Consider the following 17,112-nt stretch of genomic DNA (forward strand, 5'->3'; position numbering starts at 1 on the left):
TCAGAAGGAAGAGCAAAGTGGCTGACACTTACGATCTTATCGTCCTCGGCTCGGGTCCCGGCGGTTATGTCGCGGCGATCCGCGCGAGCCAGCTTGGCCTGAAGGTCGCGATCGTCGAGCGCGAGCGGCTGGGCGGCATCTGCCTCAACTGGGGCTGCATCCCGACCAAGGCACTGTTGCGCTCGGCGGAGGTCTATCACTACATGACCCATGCCGCGCAGTACGGGCTGTCGGTCGAGAAGCCCTCGTTCAGCCTCGATAAGGTGGTCGATCGCAGCCGCAAGGTGGCGGGCCAGCTCAACGCGGGCGTCAAGGGCCTGATGAAGAAGAACAAGGTGACGGTCGTCGAGGGCGTCGGCACGATCACCGGCGCCGATAAAAATGGGGGCAAGCTATCGGTCGTCCAGGGCGACAAGACCACCGAGCTGACCGCCAAGCACATCATCGTCGCCACCGGCGCGCGCGCCCGCGACCTGCCCTTCGCCAAGGCGGACGGAGAGCGCATCTGGACTTATCGCCATGCGATGGTGCCGCCCGCCATGCCGACCAAGCTGCTGGTCATCGGATCGGGCGCGATCGGCGTCGAGTTCGCCAGCTTCTACAACGACATGGGCGCCGAAGTGACCATCGTCGAGATGCTCGACCGGATCATGCCGGTCGAGGACGCCGAAGTCAGCGACTTCATGACCAAGCAGCTGACCAAGTTCGGCATGACCATCAAGACCAAGACCGGCCTGGAAAAGCTGGAGGCCACCGCATCGGGCGTGAAGGCCGCGATGAAGGGTCCGGACGGCAAGGTCGAGACGGCCGAGTTCAGCCACGCGATCGTCGCCATCGGCATCGTCCCGAACACCGAGAATATCGGTCTGGAAAAGCTGGGCATCGCCACCGATCGCGGTCATATCAAGACCGACGGCTATGGCCGCACCAATGTCGACGGCATCTGGGCGATCGGCGACGTGACCGGCGCACCGTGGCTGGCGCACAAGGCGAGCCATGAGGGCGTGATCGCCGCCGAGGCCATTGCCCAGGCGCTGGGCAACAAGGATGTCCACCCGCACGCGATGGACAAGGGCAACATCCCGGGCTGCACCTATTCGCGTCCGCAGGTCGCGTCGGTCGGCTTCACCGAGGCGAAGGCCAAGGAAGCCGGTTATCAGGTGAAGGTCGGCAAGTTCCCCTTCATCGGCAACGGCAAGGCGATCGCGCTGGGCGAGGCCGAGGGTTTCGTGAAGACCGTGTTCGACGCCAAGACCGGCGAGCTGCTGGGTGCGCACATGGTCGGCGCGGAAGTGACCGAGATGATCCAGGGCTATGTCGTCGCCCGCCAGCTGGAAACGACCGAGGCCGAGCTGATGGAAACGGTGTTCGCGCACCCGACCATCTCGGAATCGATGCACGAGTCGGTGCTCGCCGCCTATGGTCGCGCGATCCACATCTGATTTTTGCGGATTCGATCATGGAAAGGGGCTCGCTGCGGCGGGCCCCTTTTGCGTTGGGGGTAGCAGGCCTTCGACTTCGCTCAGGCCGAACGGGGTGAGGGAATAGGCTGGCTCCAAACTCCGTTCAGCCTGAGCGAAGTCGAAGGCCAAGGCCAAGAGAAACCCTCACAACCGAGCCAATACCGCCTCACTCCCCACCACCTCGGCGAAATCCGCCGCCAGCAAGCCCATGGTGACGTCGAAGATCACCCCCGCCTCCAACCCGGCGGAGGGCAGGTCGAACCCGACCACCGCGTCGCGCACCACCGTCACGCCAAACCCCAGGTCCGCCGCCGCGCGCACCGTCGAATTGACGCAGAACCCCGCCACGGCTCCCACGACATGGATATGAGTGATCCCCTGCCTGCGTAGATGGGCCTCCAGTCCTGTCGTCGCAAAGGCCGACGAGCTGCGCTTCACGAACACCGCCTCGCCGGGCCGTTCCACTGCACAGGCCATGGGCGGATAGCCGGGGGCATCGGGATGCAAAGGTGAAGCGGGATCGGCGGCTGCATGGCGGATGTGGATCACCGGGCGCTGGTTGCGCCGAAAAGCGTCTGCGAGCGTTGCTATCGTCGCAGGCGCATCAGGATGGATATGGGGCCGCCCCGCCTCGATCCGGTGCTGCATCTCCATCTGCATGTCGATGATGACCAGTGCCGTCTTGCTATCCATCCGCGTGCCCCCGATTGATGCCCGAGTTCCAGTTACGCGTGCGAAGGTGATGCGCCTATCCCCGCGACACTGCGGCGATACGGCGCATTCCGCTTGCGAAACATCCGGCTTTGGCCGCATCGGTCGCATCCGTCATGACCCGAACCCATAGCCACCGCCTGCGCATCGTCGTCGCGGCCCTGATCCTGTTCGGGCTGAGCGTCATCGTCTTCGCGCCGGGCTTCGTTCAATATGACAGTGTCGGCCAATGTGCCCAGGCGCTGACCGGGGACTATGACGACTGGCACCCGCCGATCATGGCGCGGCTCTGGTCGTTGTTTGTGGCCCGGGGCGCTGCGCCAATGCTGGTGCTGCAACTGGCAGGATGGTGGCTGGGGCTGGGTGCGCTGGCGGCGGCAATCGTCGACCAGCGACCGCGCGGCGCGCTTCTTGTGCTGGCGGTCGGGCTGGTGCCGCCCTGGCTCGGCTGGCAGGTCGCGATCCTGAAGGATGCACAGATGACCGGCGCCACGCTGGGCGCGGTCGGGATCATCGGATGGTGGCGGCTGCGGGGGCGGGCGGTGCCGCGCGGAGCCTGGGCCGTAGCGGGGCTGTTGCTGGCCTATGCCGCGCTGGTCCGCGCCAATGCGATCTTCGCGATCGCGCCGCTCGTCGCGTTGCTGGTCACGGAGCGCTGGCCGCGCCGGATCGCGATCATCGTGGCGCTGACGCTCGCGACCCTGGCGGCGGCGCCTTTCGTCAACCACCGGCTGCTCGGCGCGGCGGACAGCGGCGTAGCGCGGACCCAGGCGCTGTACGATCTGGCGGGGATCGCGGTGCGCGTGCCTTATGATCCCCGGCTGGGCCTGTCCCCCGCCGAAGTAGCGGACATCCGCGCCAAACACTGTGTGAAGCCCTTCTTCTGGGACCCGCTGGGCGAGCCTGCCCGCTGCGGCACCCGGCTTCAGCGGTTCGAGACGACCCCGCCGGGACAGATCTACGCCAAGCTCGCGCCTGCGATCCTGCATCATCCGCTCGCCTATGCCGCGCAACGGCTGGCGCATGTCAATTCGACCTGGCGCTTCTGGGTGCCCGCGCGCTGGATCAATGCCGCCCCGCCGCAGGGGAGCGAGCCGAACGACTATCATCTCGGGCAGCCGGGCCGAACCGCGCTGGCGTGGCAGAAGATGGCGGGGCTCTGGGTCGATGTGCCGATCATGTGGCCGATCGTCTGGCTGGTGCTTGCCGCCGGGGGACTGGCGGTGACGCGCGGCCACGGCTTTGCGGGGGCGCTGTTCGGCTCGGCGTTGGGGCTGGAGGCCAGCTTCCTGGTCATCAGCGTGGCTTCGGACTTCCGCTATCATCTCTGGCCGATCGTGGCGTGCGCGCTGGGGATGATCTTGGCCAAGCCGTGGCGGGGCGACCGGCGGATCGTGTGGGCGACGGGGGCGGTGCTGGCGGTGGTCCTGATCGTCGGCGGGATTGCGCGCCTGATCCTGCCGCTGCCGCCGCAGAGCTATGACGCGATGCTGATCTGAACCCCAAAGCCCGTGCGCGGCGTTGACCGCCCCGAAAGGAGCCGCGCATGGCCGACGATCACGAACAGGTTTACGCCGATTTCAAGGAGGCCGTGAACATGGCCCCGGGCGAGTTGGAGAAGTTTCTGGACTCCGATGAATCGCAGGACGTCGGCCAGAAGAAGGGCGGCTCGGGCGAAAGCGTCGGCCATGAGTCGGGCCGCCGGATCGTCGAGATCAAGCGCAAGAAGAAGGCGGATCTGACCGACGAGGACTATGCACACATGAAGAAGGTGGTCGGCTATGTGCACCGGCATCTGAAGCAGGGCGGGCCGGACAAGGATGTCGAGCATTCGCCGTGGCGCTATTCGCTGATGAACTGGGGGCATGATCCGCTGAAGGATTGAGGGGCCCACTCTTCCCGCGTTCTGTGCCCCGACCGCCGTTCAGCCTGAGCGAAGTCGAAGGCCAAGATCACCCGACTGCCCCAGCAGACTTACCACCCTGGCGAAGGCCGGGGTCCAGTTGGCATGGACCAGCGAGGGTGACACGGGCTTGGTAGATACTGGACCCCGGCCTCCGCCGGGGTGGGGGGTGAGGCGTGGGCGGTACGTGGCCTTCGACTTCGCTCAGGCTGAACGGAGGTGGGGAATAGGGCATGGAAAAGGGGCCCGGTCTTTCGACCGAGCCCCTTCCTCAAATCCCAGGAAAATCAGGCCGCGACGTCGTACGGCTTGATCTCGCCCGCCAGATACAGGTTGCGGGCCTTGGCGCGGCTCAGCTTGCCCGAGCTGGTGCGGGGCAGGGTGCGCGGCGGGATCAGTTCGATCACGCAGTTCATGCCCGTCACCGCGCGCACGCGCTCGCGGATTTCGTCGCGCAGGCGCAGGCGCTCCTCATCGTCCGAGCTGCGGCACTGGACCAGCACGGCGGGGGTTTCCTCGCCGCCCGGCGTGGTGATGGCGAAGGCGGCGATGTCGCCGGCCTTGAAGCCCGGCAGCTGCTCGACCGCCCATTCGATGTCCTGCGGCCAGTGGTTGCGGCCGTTGACGATGATCATGTCCTTGGCGCGGCCGACGATGTAGATATAGCCCTTCGACATGTAACCCATGTCGCCGGTGTCGAGCCAGCCATCGACCAGGCAGGCGTCGGTCGCGGCCTGGTCGCGGAAATAGCCGACCATGACCGACGGGCCCTTGCACCAGACCTTGCCGATCGCGCCGTCGGGCAGGGGGGTGCCGTCCTCTTCGCGAATCTCGATCACCATGTCGCGTGCGGGCTTGCCGCAATTGACGATGGCGCGGAAACGCTGCGGCCGGTCGGTGCCTTGCGCGCCGCCCGACAGCTGGGTTTCCTCGACCAGTTCGACGCGGATGCCTTCGCCCGGCGGCATGATCGACACGGCCAGCGTCGCTTCCGCCAGGCCATAGGACGGCAGGAAGGCGGTGGCGGGGAAGCCCGCATCGGCAAAGGCGTCGACGAAGGACTGCATGACGTCGGGACGGATCATGTCGGCGCCATTGCCCGCGATCCGCCAGCGCGACAGGTCGAACCGGTCCGACGCCTTGGTCTGCGACGAGATGCGGCGCGCGCAAATGTCATAGCCGAAGGTCGGCGAATAGCTGACCGACGTACCCGGATTGCGGCTGATCATGTCCAGCCACGCGAGCGGACGGCGCGCGAAATCCTCGGTCTTCAGATAATCGGTCGAGACCTGGTTGGCGATGGGCGACAGGAAGCAGCCGACCAGACCCATGTCGTGATACCAGGGTAGCCAGGAAATGCAGCGATCGCTTTCCTGGATCTTCATGCCATGGCTGTGCGCCGCCAGATTGTTCAGGAGCGCATGATGGGTGATCGCCACGCCATGCGGGAAACGGGTCGAGCCGCTGGAATATTGGAGATAGGCGATCGCTTCCGGATCGGCCTTGGGCAGTTCGGTCTCGGGGGCCGCGCGCGTGGCGAAGCTGTCCCAGTCGATCCCTTCGCAGCCCGCGGCCTCGGCTGCGGCACCCGCCATCTGGGCCAGCTCGGGCGGGAAGATCAGCATCTTGGGGTCGCAGCTGGCGAGCTGGACGCGCAACTGCTCGATATAGCTGTCACGGCCGCCGAACGAGGTCGGCAGCGGCAGCGGCACCGGCCAGGCGCCCGCATAGACCACGCCGAAGAACAAAGCGGCGAATTCCGGCCCCGTCTCGGCGACCAGCGCGATGCGATCCTCGGGCTTCACGCCGCTGGCGATCAGGCGGCGGGCGCAGGTCAGCGCATCCTCGCGCAGTTCGGCGAAGGGGTAGGGCCGCGACAGGGTGCCGCGCGCGTCGTGGAAGTTCAGGCCGCGCGTACCCGAGGCAGCATAGTCCAGCGCTTCGCCCAGCGTGTCGAAGTCGGCGAAGCGGCGCGGCAGCGCATCCTCGGTCGGCGTCGCGATGATGGCGCGCGCGTCGTCCTGATGGTGCTCGATCGTCATGGCCTTGCCTTCGTTCCTTATGCTTTTGCGTCCCCGCAAAGTGATCGCGCGGGTACGAGTGATTCTTTTCCACCATCAAATGGCGGCTTCCCGCGTTCTAAATCCGGTGTCAGTGTGGCACAAACAAGGCGTGTCCGCCGATCGTCGCCCCCCCAAACCCCTTGATCCCAAAACGCTGGAAACTCTCGCGCTACGGTATGTCGAGCGATTTGCCACGACCGAAGGCAAGCTGGTCGATTACCTGACTCGCAAGCTGCGCGAAAGGGGGTGGGTGGGGGAGGCGCCACCGGACCCGCGCGGGCTGGCGGGGCGGATAGTCGAACTCGGCTATATCGACGATCGCGCCTATGCGGAGGCCAAGGCCGCCTCGCTCGCCCGGCGGGGCATGGGCGCACGCCGCGTGGCGCAGGCGTTGCACGCCGCACGCGTCGGGGCGGAAGATCACGAGGCGATCGCACCGCAAGTGGCGGAGGCCGCGCGAGAGGCCGCCCTGGCCTTTGCCCGGCGGCGGCGAATCGGGCCTTTCGGCGATGGCGAGGCGGACCGCGCGGTGCGGGAGAAGCAGTTTGCGGCGATGATGCGCGCCGGACACGGGACAAATCTGTCGCGGCGTATCGTTTCTGCCGCGCCCGGCGAGATCATCGACGACGAGGATTTCTGATCCCGCGCAAGAATATACGCCGCTAGCCCCAACTTTTTGCGCCGTCGTCCCACTCCGGACCAGCAAAAAAGCGAACGTCATTGCATTGCGAGTGCGAACAATGATGCTAGCCTCGGGGCACAAGGGTGCGATGATGCTGGAAGAAACGCCAATTCAAGGGGGCGGCATCGACAGCGAAACGGCGGAAACGGCCGTAAGGCTGGCGGGGGTCGTAAAATGGTTCGACGTGACGCGGGGTTTCGGCTTCGTCGTGGCGGACGATCCGATCTATGGGGATGTGCTGGTGCACTTCTCCGTGCTGCAGGCGCATGGGCGGCGCAGCCTGCCCGAGGGCGCGCGCGTCGAGCTGCTGGGCGCGCGCGGCGGGCGGGGCTATCAGGCGCGCGAAGTGCTGACCATCGACCTGACCCATGCGGTGCCGGAGGCTCCCAAGCGGCCCCGCTCGCCCGACCGGATCGATCCGGTGGCGCTGGTCGACGAGGCGGGCGATCCGGAGCAGGTCGCGGTCAAATGGTTCAACCGGCTGAAAGGCTATGGTTTCCTGCTGCGGGATCGTGACGGGGCGGACATATTTGTCCATATGGAGACGCTGCGTCGCGGCGGGATCCTGGATGTCGAACCCGGTCAGCCGCTGGCGGCGCGCGTGGTCGAGGGGCCGAAAGGCCCCCTGGCGGTCGTCGTGACGCCGAGAGGAGCCGGATGATACGGATGAACGTGATGGCGCTGGCCTTGGCCGGTGCCGGGTTGGCGGGATGTTCGGCGGATAAATCGTCTTCCGAAGCGGCGGAACAGTCGGGGCGCCAGATCGCGACCGTGCCCGTCACCATCAGAACGGCGCAGGGTCAGCACCGATTCCAGGTCGAGGCTGCGCGCACCTCTGCCGAGCAGGCGCAGGGGCTGATGTACCGCACCGATCTGAAGCCCGATGGCGGCATGTTGTTCGCCCCCTATCCGCCCGAGGGTGGGCCGCCGCGCGAGGCGAGCTTCTGGATGAAGAACACGCCGACGCCGCTCGACATCCTGTTCATCCGCGCCGACGGCACCATCGCGCGGATCGCGGAAAATACCGTGCCGTTCAGCGAGGCGCAGATCCCCTCGGGCGAGCCGATTGCCGCCGTATTGGAGCTGGTCGGCGGGCGCTCGGCGGAATTGGGGATATCGGAGGGCGATTCGGTTTCCTGGCCGAAGTGATCGCCTGAGGTAGACCGTTTAAACCAAGCCGCTGCCTTCTTGCAGGTGGGGGCTTATGCAACGGTGCCTTGCCCCGCACTTCTCCCCTCCCGCAGGCGAGTTTCAGGTAAACGATGCGGGGCATCGTTTACCTGAAACTGGGGCGGGGGAAGGCAGGTGTCTCACCGAGACTGTCGCTTGCGGCCATGCCCCCACCCCAAACCCCTCCCCCCTGCCGGAGAGGAGGGGCTTAATGGGACGTCGTAGTGCCAAGCGCTTCTCCCTCCCGCAGGCGAGTTTCAGGTCGGTCATGCCCCCGGCATGACCTAAACGATGCGGGGCATCGTTTACCTGAAACTGGGCTGGGGGAGGGTAAGGTGCCTCACCGAGCTTGTCACCTGCCGCCATGCGTGCCCCGGCCCCCGTCTTTCGGCCGAAAGACGGGGGCTTCAAGCACAGGAATGAACCAAGCCCTCACCTCCACCAGACACGAACGCGGTTGAAGGGCGGCGACAGCCGGGCTACACGGCGCGTCATGGGCATCAACCTCAATCCCTTCACCTGGTGGAACGGCGCCACCATCGGCACCTGGTTTGGTCTGCGCGGCAAGGCGCAGGTTGGCGAGGACGCGCATGGCAACGTCTATTATGAGGGCGGCACCGACACCGCCGGCCGCGCACGCCGCTGGGTGATCTATAACGGCTCGAACGATGCCAGCCGGGTTCCGGCGGAATGGTTCAGCTGGCTGCATCATCAGGTCGACGATGTGCCCGACCGCTCGCTGCCGCCGCGTCGCGCGTGGCAGAAGCCCGCAATCCCGAACATGACCGGCACCGCCATGGCCTATCGCCCCTCGGGCGCGCTCGAAAAGGGCGGTCAGCGTCAGGCCGCGACCGGCGACTACGAAGCCTGGACCCCCGAGGGGTGAAGACGTCGCGCTGGCTGGCCAGCGGTGCGCTGGTCGCCTTGCTGGGGGTCGGCGGCTGGTTCGGCTATCAGGCGCTGACCGATCGCGGCGGCGACACGGCCGAATCGTCGGTCAGCCAGATCCTGCCCGACAGCCCCGGCGCCGCGTCCGGGATCGAATCGGTCGACGGCGCGCAGGCGACGCTGCCGAGCGGCGGCACCCCGATGGCCGAGCGCGTTGCGGTGATCGGCCTGCTCAACAAGCGTAACGGCGTTTCGCGAGACCTGACGCTGAAGCCCGGCCAGGCGGTGCGCGTCGGCGACGTCGTGGTGCGCCTGCGCGCCTGCGAGAAGACGGCATCGTGGGAAGCGGAGCAGCTGACCGGTGCATTCGTGCAGCTGGACGTGCGTGGCGCCAATCAGCGGTGGCAGCGGGTGTTTTCAGGCTGGCTCTACGAGGAGCGGCCGGCGCTCAACGTCGTGCTCCACCCGGTCTATGATGTCTGGGCCAAGAGCTGCACAATGTCCTGGCCCGAAACGGGGCCGGAGACGGTTCCGGCCTCGCTGCCCGGCACCACCCCCAAGCGGTCGAGCGCCGCGAAGTCGCCCGATGCCGATACCCCGGCGGCGGAAGCGCCCGGTGCCACGACCCCCGCCAATGCGTCGGACAGCAGCGCGACATAATCCTCGCGCCCGATCTCGATCGCGCCCATGGTCGACAAATGGCTGGTCTGGAACTGGCAGTCGAGCAGGCTGTATCCCCCCGCCCGCAACCGCGCGACCAGCCAGACCATCGCCACCTTGGACGCATCGGTCCGGCGGCTGACCATCGACTCGCCGAAAAAAGCCCGGCCCAGCGCCAGCCCGTAAAGCCCGCCGACCAGCTCGTCGCCGTCCCAGCATTCGATCGAATGGGCAAAGCCCATGTCGAACAGGTCGATGAACACCCGCTCGATCGCATAGTTGATCCAGGTCTCGGGTCGGTCCGGGACGCTTTCGGCACAGAGGCGGATGATCGATTCGAAGGCGGTGTCGGCGGTCACGCGGAACCGGTCCTTCGCCACCGTCTTGCGCAGCGAGCGCGACAGGTGAAAACCGTCGAGCGGCAGGACGGCACGCTTGCGCGGCTCGACCCAATAGACATGATCGGTGTCGCGCGTGTCCGCCATCGGGAACACCCCGACCGCATAGGCCCCCAGCACCAGATGCGGCGTCAGCCGTTCGGGCGGGCCGGGATCGTCGCGGCGGCTCATCCCCCCGCCAGTCGCCGCTCGACGCTGCGCCACAGATCGGCATAGGCTTGGGCGGCGCTGCTGCGCGGAGCAAAGGCCCCCAGGGGCGCGCGATGCTCGCCCATCGCCTCGACCAGGCTGGCCATCGGGATGATCGGCCAGTCGGGGTGCGCGGCCAGTGCCTCAGAATGAAGGCGGCGGCGGCGGTCGACCATGACATGCACGGGTAGCAGGGGCACGCGGCCCCGGACATGGCCGTCCACCACCTCCAGCGCGCGGGTAGAGAGCGCGGAGGGCACGACCGGCACGACGATCAGGTCGACGGCGCGCAGCACCTGCTCGGTCGTCTCGGTCAGGCCGGGCGGGCAGTCCAGGATCACGCTGTCATAATCGTCCAGCCCGTCGATCAGCTTGCCGAGCCGCTTCTTCTTCTCGATCGTGTGGAACAGATGGTCCAGGCCGCGCAGCGAATCATCGGCGCCGATCAGCGACAGGCGGGGAATGTCGGTCTGGCGGACCAGTCGCTCGGCGGAGATGTCGCGGGAGAATACGGCCTGTGCCCGGTCGCCGCGCGCGGGGCCGCCTAGCAGCCAGGTCGAGGCGGCCTGCGGGTCGAGATCCCATAACAAGGTGCGACGCGCGCACAGGTTGGCGGCGCACCAGGCCAGATTGACCGCCATGCTGGTCTTTCCGACGCCCCCCTTCAGGCTGTAGATCGCGATCGCGGCCACGGCTTTTCTCTCCGACCTCCCGACACGGCCCAAAGAAAAGGCCGACGGAGATATCCCCGCCGGCCGGTTTTCGATCAAGTCCTTATCGTCGATCAAGCGACGCCAGGGACGGATTGAACGCGAATCAGATGTGGCAGACCTGCGCGGCCTTCTTCGGCGTGGTCAGGGTGACGGCCTTTTCGTCGCCGGTCATCTTCCAGCCGCCTTCGGCAGTCAGCGGCTCACCGGCGGCAGGCGCCTTCAGCACGACGGGGGTTTCGCCTTCCTTCAGACGGACATTGGCCTGCTTGTCGCCCTGGAAGAAGGTGACGTAGACGAGGCTGTTGTCCTTGCAGCGGAAGGTCTTGTCCGCCTTGATCGCGGGCGGCAGCTCGACCGGGGCGCGGTTGGCGAGCACGTTGGCCATCGGGTCGGGATTGGTGTCCACGACCTCGGGCTGGCTGGGCTTGGAATTGCACGCGGCCAAAGCGAGCAGCGGTGCGGCGACGATGAGGGGGAGGAGGCTCTTCATAGCGGGGCGGTGCTTCGCAAATGCAGCAACCCGGCGTCAAGCATGACCTGTGCGTCAACCTGCCTCAACGACCAACATTTTACCGATCGACCGTGAGCGCTCCCACCTTATGCTTGGCGGGGGGCAAGCAAGGCTTGGCTTGCCCGATGGCGGGGCAGGGGCCATCTAGGCGGCATGGAAGTGATCTCCGACACGCTGGCCCTGATCGGCAACACCCCGCTCGTCCGCCTGAAGGGGCCGAGCGAGGCCACGGGCTGCGACATCTACGGCAAGTGCGAATTCGCCAATCCGGGCGCCAGCGTGAAGGACCGCGCGGCGCTGTTCATCGTCGACGATGCCGAGGCGCGGGGCCTGCTGCGCCCCGGCGGCACCATTGTCGAGGGGACGGCGGGCAATACCGGGATCGGTCTGGCGCTGGTCGCCAATGCGAAGGGCTATCGCACGATCATCGTGATGCCCGAGACGCAGAGCCGCGAGAAGATGGACACGCTGCGCGCGCTGGGGGCCGAACTCGTCCTCGTGCCCGCTGCGCCCTATTCCAGCCCCTGTCATTTCGTCCACACCTCGCGCCGTATCGCCGAGGAGACGGACAATGCCGTCTGGGCCAACCAGTTCGACAATATCGCCAATCGCCGCGCGCATATCGTGGGCACCGCCGAGGAAATCTGGAACCAGATGGGCGGCCGGATCGACGGCTTCACCTGTGCGGCGGGAACCGGGGGCACGCTGGCCGGTGTCGGCCTGGGGTTGAAGGCGCATGACGAATCGGTGACGATCGCGCTCAGCGATCCGCACGGCGCGGCCTTGTACGACTATTACGCGCATGGCGAGCTGAAGTCGGAAGGCTCGTCGGTCGCCGAGGGGATCGGGCAGGGGCGGATCACCGCCAATCTTGAAGGCGCGCCGATCGATACCCAGTTTCGTCTTTCCGATGCGGAGGGCTGGTATTGGGTACAGCGGCTGTTGAGCGAGGAGGGGCTGTGCCTGGGCCTGTCGTCGGGCATCAATGTCGCCGGCGCGGTGGCGCTGGCCAGGGCCTTGGGCCCCGATAAGCGGATCGCAACCATTTTGTGCGATACCGGGTTTCGCTACCTCTCCACGCTGCACAATCCGGCGTGGCGGGCCGAGAAGGGGCTATAGTCGCCGCCCCTTTGCGCCCGACGGCGTGCGCCAGAGGTCGACATGAGGCGGCGCGCGAGATAGTGTCACCGAGTTCCATGAAGTCACCCGACCATCATCATATCATGCAGCGCGTGAAAGTCGGCATGATCGGCCTGGCCGCCGTCATCCTGCTGATCGCGATCGCCAGCACGATCCTGGGCTCGCTGAATCGTGACGAGCCGCCTGCGGCCGTCGCCGGTGCAGCGCAGTCGAACATGGGCGCCGACATGGCGATGGCAAACACCGCCACCCCGTCGTCCAGCGAGCCACTGGCCGAACTGGGCGTTGCGCCCGCGCCCGCGAACACCCAGGCTTCGGCCGACCCGGCACGCTGATCGCCGGTTGCGCCCAGCCTGACGGGCGTGATTTGTCCGACTGACTATTACCGGCGCCGTGAAGCGTTCACGGCCGTATCGGGCTTTTTACTTAATAAAAGTTAAGTCGACCGTGATCGGTTTCGTGCGTCACCGGGTTCGGGGAAATCCGGGGAAAACGTGCCCGATCGGCAGAAATCCGGCCTTTTTGGGGAACGCAGCGTTGGGGGCCTTCCCGCCAAACGACCAGCCGTTGGTCGCATAACCCCGGTTTCAGACCCGATTTCCCCGTTTCTCCCCAAAAATCCCGTTGCCTCCCGGTTCCGCTATAGGTAAACCGAAAAGCAACAGAGGGGCAGGCTCACTGTGATCCAGAAATGGTCGGAATGCGGCGATGGTCGCGTTTCGAAGCAGCGAGGCCGTGCGCGCCATGTGCGAGGTTGGCGTGTCCGAAAGGGGTTTGTATCAGGGTAGTGGCATTGGCCTTGTCGATGACAAGGGCCGCGTCGCCATCCCCAATGCCCTCCGGTCCACCCTGGCTCAGAATGCGCCGCGCCCCGACGGAAAAGATGGCGGGACCATCATCATCGCTGTCCATGAAACAGAGCGCTGCCTGATCGCGTATGACCCGGGTTATGTTGCCGTGCTGAAGAGGGAACTGGACGCGCGGACAGAGATGTCGCGCGGGCCCGACGGCCGCATCGACTATAACATCAAGCGCGACCTGGCGAATGGCGAGGCCGTGCCCTTTGACGGGTCGGGCCGTTTCATCATGCCGGGCTTCCCGCGCTTTCATGCCGGGATCACCGGCCATGCCTTTTTCTGGGGCACGTTCGACTATATCGAAATCTGGGATCCCAAGACCCTGGTCGAGACGCCGGGCCTGCCGCCCAAGATGATCTCGGCCGCGCGTTTCCACTGCCACGAAAAGGGGATCGCGTTGTGAGCACGGCCGACGCCCCGCACATCCCCGTCCTGCTCGACGAGGTCCTCGACGCGCTCGCCATCGCCCCCGGCGAGACGCATGTCGACGGCACGTTCGGCGCGGGGGGCTATACCCGCGCGATGCTGGGCCGGGGGGCGAGGGTCGTCGCCTTCGACCGGGATCCCGATGCCATCGCCAATGGCCAGGCGCTGGTCGCCGCCGAGCCGGGGCTGACCCTGATCCACCGGGAATTTTCCAATCTGGATCAAGAACTGTCGGCCCGCGTTGATGGCGTGGTGCTGGATATCGGGGTATCCTCGATGCAACTCGACCAGGCGGAGCGCGGATTTTCCTTCCAGGGCGATGGCCCGCTCGACATGCGCATGGCGCAGGCGGGCGAGTCGGCGGCCGATTTCCTGAACACCGCCGACGAAGCGGCCATCGCCGATGTCCTCTATCATTATGGCGAGGAGCCGCGTTCGCGCCGCGTCGCCCAGGCGATCGTCGCCGCGCGTCCGCTGACCCGCACCGGTGAGCTCGCTTCCGTGGTCCGCCGGGCGCTGGGCTATCGCCCGCATGACAAGAAGGACCCGGCGACGCGGACCTTCCAGGCGATCCGCATCCATGTGAACCGCGAGCTGGACGAGCTGGCCGAGGGGCTGGCGGCGGCCGAACGCGCGTTGAAGCCGGGCGGTCGCTTGGTGGTGGTCACCTTCCACAGTCTGGAAGACCGCATGGTCAAGCGTTTCTTCCGCGAGCGCGCCGGGCAGATGCCGGGCGGATCGCGTCACCTGCCCGAACAGGCGGCGGCGCGGGCACCCAGCTTTGCCCAGGTCGGCAAGGCGGTGCGCGCGGGCGAGGCGGAACTGGCTCGCAATCCGCGCGCGCGCTCGGCGACGCTGCGTTTTGCGACGCGTACGGAATCCCCGGCCTGGTCGGCGGATAAGGGCAGGGCGCCGGGGGGCGAGTTGAGTCAGGAGTTTGGCGTATGACGGCGGCGTATCGGTTGAAGGGGATAGGGTGGTTCGGGAGCTGCGTCGCAGTCGTCCTGGGATTCTACCTCGTCTCCTTGCAGGTGGCGGCGGAGCGCAAGAAGCTCGACGACGTCAACGGCCGCATCGCCGCTGCGCAGCGTGACATCCGCGCGCTGGAGACCGAGTTCGACACCCGGGCCAACCTGGTCCAGCTGGAAAAGTGGAATGGCGATACGCTGGCGCTGACCGCGCCGGTCGCGGGCCAGTTCGTCGGTGACGAGGCGCAGCTGGCCTCGCTCGACGTGACCCGTGGTCCGGCCGAGGGCGCGATCCAGACCGCCGCGCTGCTCGTCCCCTCGCAACCCGCGCCTGTCGTCGTCCAACCGGAAGCCGTGGCCGCCGCCGCCGCGCCTGCCGCCCCGGCCAAGCCCAACGCGCCCGCCCCCGTCGTCCGCCTCGCCAAGGTTGATCTGCCCAAGCCCCAGATCGTCCAGGCCGTGTCGGAGCATGTCGTGACGACGAAAAAGGCCAAGCCCGCCCCGATCGCGACCGTCCGCACCGCCGCCGCCGTCGCGAAGGTCCGGCCGGAAGCCGTGGTGATGCTCGATCGCCAATTGCTGTCCGACACGACGCTGGGTGACATTCTGAAGGGCGCCAAGACCGAAGCGCGGCGGCGGCGTTGAGCGTTCTGGTCGCGCGTCCCGCCGGAACGCAGCGTACCGCCGGCCAGCGCCACGCGCTGGTCGCGACGACGCATATGCGTCTGATGATGCTGATGATGCTGTTCGGTGCGGCGGTGGTCGTCGTGATCGGGCGGCTGATGTTGCTGGCGGTGTTCGCCGGACCCGCCGATGCGGCGGCACGGACCGCGACGCTGGCGGCGCGGGGCGATATCGTCGACCGCAACGGCGCGCCGCTGGCCCGCACGATCGACAGCTGGACGATCGCGGTCCATCCGAAGAAGCTGATCGGCGATCCGATGGAGATCGCCGCGCGGCTCGCCGCGCTGATGCCCGATCGCGGCGATCAGGCCTGGTTCTATGGCCAGCTGACCCGCAAGGCGAATTTCGTCTATCTGCAACGCCGCGCCAGCCCCACGCTGGTCGAGCAGGTCAACGCCATCGGCGAACCCGGCTTGGTCTTCGACCGCGAGACGCAGCGTCTGTATCCGCAATCCTCGCTCGCCGCCCATGCACTGGGTTTCCTGTCGACCGACGGGCACGGGATGAGCGGCATGGAGCGCGTGCTCGACGAGCGGCTGCTTAACCCGGCGCAGACGGGCAAGCCCGTCGCCCTGTCGATCGACACCCGCGCCCAGGCCGCGCTGGAAAGCGAACTCGGTCGGGCGATGAACACCTTCTCCGCGCGGGGCGGCGGCGGCATCATCCTGGACGTGCATACCGGCGAAGTGATCGCGATGGTCTCGCTGCCCACCTTCAACCCCAACCGGGTCGGCATGGCGGGCACCGAGGAGCTGCGCAACATCACGACGCAGAGCGTGTTCGAGCTGGGTTCGACCTTCAAGCCGATCACCATGGCGACCGCGATGGAGAATGGCGTCGTCACCTCGATGCAGCGGCGCTTCGATGCGACCCATCCGCTGAGGGTCGGCGGCTATACCATCCATGACGAACAGGGCGATCCGAAGCGCTGGCTGAACATGGCCGAGACGCTGATCTATTCGTCGAATATCGCCACTGCGCGCATCGCCGACGAGATCGGGCCGCAGCGGATGCAGACCATGTTCAAGAAGCTGGGCTTCGATACCAAGCCCGATATCGAGCTTCGCGAAAAAGGACGCCCGTTGCTGCCCACCTATTGGGCGCGCACGACGACGATGACGACCGCTTATGGTCACGGCATCGCGGTGACGCCGCTGCATCTGGCCTCGGCCTATGCGGCGCTGGTCAATGGCGGCATCTGGCGCCCCGCGACGCTGATGAAGGTCGCGCCGGGCCATGCCGCGGCGGGTCGGCGGGTCATCAGCGAGACGACCAGCTACAAGATGCGGCAGATGCTGCGCCTGATCGTGATGCGCGGCACGGGCCGCAAGGGCGATGCACCCGGCTACCGCGTCGGCGGCAAGACCGGCACCGCCGAGGCGGCGGTCGCGGGCGGCTATGATCGGTCGCGCAACGTCGCTACCTTCGCGGCGGCCTTCCCGATGGATGCGCCGCGCTATGTGGTGCTGGCGATGCTCGACTCGCCAAAGGGGACGAAGGAGACCGGAGGGTGGAAGACCGCAGCCTGGAACGCCGCGCCCGTGGTCGGACGGACGATCACGCGGGTCGGCGCGATGCTGGGCGTGGTGCCCGATGCCACCAAGGACATCGACGAGTCGGACATCCTGCCGACCCTGTGGCAGGACCCGAAATCGCCGCCGGTGGATGGACGATGAGGGGCGCGGC

At 66.8% G+C, this 17,112-nt stretch carries 19 protein-coding genes and 1 pseudogene; 14 read left to right on the forward strand and 6 right to left on the reverse strand.

Annotated elements, in window-relative coordinates:
- Window positions 1–17: 17 nt before the first annotated feature.
- Window positions 18–1,442, forward strand: a complete 1,425-nt coding sequence (lpdA, locus tag GGQ89_RS08450) for a dihydrolipoyl dehydrogenase (RefSeq protein WP_184105439.1) — start codon at window positions 18–20, stop codon at window positions 1,440–1,442.
- 165 nt (window positions 1,443–1,607) lie between these two features.
- Here lpdA and GGQ89_RS08455 read toward each other — a convergent pair whose 3' ends face one another.
- Complete coding sequence (locus tag GGQ89_RS08455; protein ID WP_184105440.1) at window positions 1,608–2,156, reverse strand: isochorismatase family protein; 549 nt, start codon at window positions 2,154–2,156, stop codon at window positions 1,608–1,610.
- Window positions 2,157–2,290: 134 nt separating this feature from the next.
- Here GGQ89_RS08455 and GGQ89_RS08460 point away from each other — a divergent pair, with 134 nt between their 5' ends.
- Both GGQ89_RS08460 and GGQ89_RS08465 read left to right on the forward strand, forming a co-directional pair.
- Complete coding sequence (locus GGQ89_RS08460) at window positions 2,291–3,673, forward strand: hypothetical protein (protein WP_184105441.1); 1,383 nt, start codon at window positions 2,291–2,293, stop codon at window positions 3,671–3,673.
- Window positions 3,674–3,720: 47 nt separating this feature from the next.
- A complete protein-coding gene (locus GGQ89_RS08465; protein ID WP_076717003.1) occupies window positions 3,721–4,059 on the forward strand; it encodes a DUF3140 domain-containing protein in 339 nt (112 codons plus the stop codon).
- 305 nt (window positions 4,060–4,364) lie between these two features.
- Here the strand turns inward: GGQ89_RS08465 and GGQ89_RS08470 are convergent, their stop codons facing one another.
- Window positions 4,365–6,119, reverse strand: a complete 1,755-nt coding sequence (locus GGQ89_RS08470; protein WP_056434252.1) for a fatty acyl-AMP ligase — start codon at window positions 6,117–6,119, stop codon at window positions 4,365–4,367.
- Between the two features lie 79 nt (window positions 6,120–6,198).
- On the opposite strand from GGQ89_RS08470, the gene GGQ89_RS08475 reads away from it, so the two are divergent.
- The 5 genes and pseudogenes from GGQ89_RS08475 to GGQ89_RS08495 form a co-directional block, all read left to right on the forward strand.
- On the forward strand, window positions 6,199–6,780 hold the full coding sequence (locus GGQ89_RS08475) for a regulatory protein RecX (protein ID WP_184105442.1): 582 nt from the start codon (window positions 6,199–6,201) through the stop codon (window positions 6,778–6,780).
- A gap of 133 nt (window positions 6,781–6,913) precedes the next feature.
- Window positions 6,914–7,483: a cold-shock protein gene (locus GGQ89_RS08480; protein WP_056434604.1), complete on the forward strand. Its 570-nt coding sequence runs from the start codon at window positions 6,914–6,916 to the stop codon at window positions 7,481–7,483.
- Complete coding sequence (locus GGQ89_RS08485; RefSeq protein WP_240456626.1) at window positions 7,480–7,971, forward strand: DUF192 domain-containing protein; 492 nt, start codon at window positions 7,480–7,482, stop codon at window positions 7,969–7,971. The genes GGQ89_RS08480 and GGQ89_RS08485 overlap by 4 nt, the downstream gene beginning before the upstream one ends.
- Window positions 7,972–8,485: 514 nt before the next feature.
- Window positions 8,486–8,878, forward strand: a complete 393-nt coding sequence (locus GGQ89_RS08490; protein ID WP_056434245.1) for an NADH:ubiquinone oxidoreductase subunit NDUFA12 — start codon at window positions 8,486–8,488, stop codon at window positions 8,876–8,878.
- Window positions 8,879–9,081: 203 nt separating this feature from the next.
- Window positions 9,082–9,315 (forward strand): annotated as a pseudogene (locus GGQ89_RS08495) (DUF2155 domain-containing protein); the annotation flags it as partial.
- A gap of 35 nt (window positions 9,316–9,350) precedes the next feature.
- On the opposite strand, the gene aat reads toward GGQ89_RS08495, so the two are convergent.
- The 3 genes from aat to GGQ89_RS08510 form a co-directional block, all read right to left on the reverse strand.
- A complete protein-coding gene (aat, locus tag GGQ89_RS08500) occupies window positions 9,351–10,109 on the reverse strand; it encodes a leucyl/phenylalanyl-tRNA--protein transferase (protein ID WP_184105443.1) in 759 nt (252 codons plus the stop codon).
- Window positions 10,106–10,819, reverse strand: coding sequence for an AAA family ATPase (locus GGQ89_RS08505; RefSeq protein WP_184105444.1), 714 nt, complete (start codon window positions 10,817–10,819; stop codon window positions 10,106–10,108). The genes aat and GGQ89_RS08505 overlap by 4 nt, the downstream gene beginning before the upstream one ends.
- Before the next feature lie 124 nt (window positions 10,820–10,943).
- Window positions 10,944–11,330 carry a hypothetical protein gene (locus tag GGQ89_RS08510; RefSeq protein WP_058744938.1) on the reverse strand — a complete coding sequence of 129 codons (387 nt, stop codon included), beginning with the start codon at window positions 11,328–11,330 and terminating at the stop codon, window positions 10,944–10,946.
- 174 nt (window positions 11,331–11,504) lie between these two features.
- Here GGQ89_RS08510 and GGQ89_RS08515 point away from each other — a divergent pair, with 174 nt between their 5' ends.
- Window positions 11,505–12,470, forward strand: coding sequence for a cysteine synthase A (locus tag GGQ89_RS08515; protein ID WP_184105445.1), 966 nt, complete (start codon window positions 11,505–11,507; stop codon window positions 12,468–12,470).
- Between the two features lie 77 nt (window positions 12,471–12,547).
- Window positions 12,548–12,826, forward strand: a complete 279-nt coding sequence (locus GGQ89_RS08520; RefSeq protein WP_240456625.1) for a hypothetical protein — start codon at window positions 12,548–12,550, stop codon at window positions 12,824–12,826.
- Window positions 12,827–13,166: 340 nt separating this feature from the next.
- On the opposite strand, the gene GGQ89_RS20010 is transcribed toward GGQ89_RS08520, so the two are convergent.
- On the reverse strand, window positions 13,167–13,403 hold the full coding sequence (locus GGQ89_RS20010; protein ID WP_240456624.1) for a hypothetical protein: 237 nt from the start codon (window positions 13,401–13,403) through the stop codon (window positions 13,167–13,169).
- A gap of 45 nt (window positions 13,404–13,448) precedes the next feature.
- On the opposite strand from GGQ89_RS20010, the gene GGQ89_RS20015 reads away from it, so the two are divergent.
- From GGQ89_RS20015 to GGQ89_RS08540, 4 genes are read left to right on the forward strand one after another with little or no spacing between them, the layout of a single operon-like run.
- Window positions 13,449–13,751, forward strand: a complete 303-nt coding sequence (locus GGQ89_RS20015) for an MraZ C-terminal domain-containing protein (RefSeq protein ID WP_240456623.1) — start codon at window positions 13,449–13,451, stop codon at window positions 13,749–13,751.
- Window positions 13,748–14,722, forward strand: a complete 975-nt coding sequence (gene rsmH / locus GGQ89_RS08530; protein ID WP_184105446.1) for a 16S rRNA (cytosine(1402)-N(4))-methyltransferase RsmH — start codon at window positions 13,748–13,750, stop codon at window positions 14,720–14,722. The genes GGQ89_RS20015 and rsmH overlap by 4 nt, the downstream gene beginning before the upstream one ends.
- A complete protein-coding gene (locus tag GGQ89_RS08535; RefSeq protein ID WP_184105447.1) occupies window positions 14,719–15,387 on the forward strand; it encodes a hypothetical protein in 669 nt (222 codons plus the stop codon). Before rsmH ends, GGQ89_RS08535 begins: the two co-directional genes overlap by 4 nt.
- Entirely contained in the window at window positions 15,384–17,102 is a 1,719-nt protein-coding gene (locus GGQ89_RS08540) for a peptidoglycan D,D-transpeptidase FtsI family protein (protein ID WP_076716987.1), read from the forward strand. Before GGQ89_RS08535 ends, GGQ89_RS08540 begins: the two co-directional genes overlap by 4 nt.
- The last annotated feature ends 10 nt before the right edge of the window (window positions 17,103–17,112 follow it).

Source organism: Sphingomonas yabuuchiae, from assembly GCF_014199595.1.
In the GTDB taxonomy this organism is placed as follows: domain Bacteria; phylum Pseudomonadota; class Alphaproteobacteria; order Sphingomonadales; family Sphingomonadaceae; genus Sphingomonas; species Sphingomonas yabuuchiae.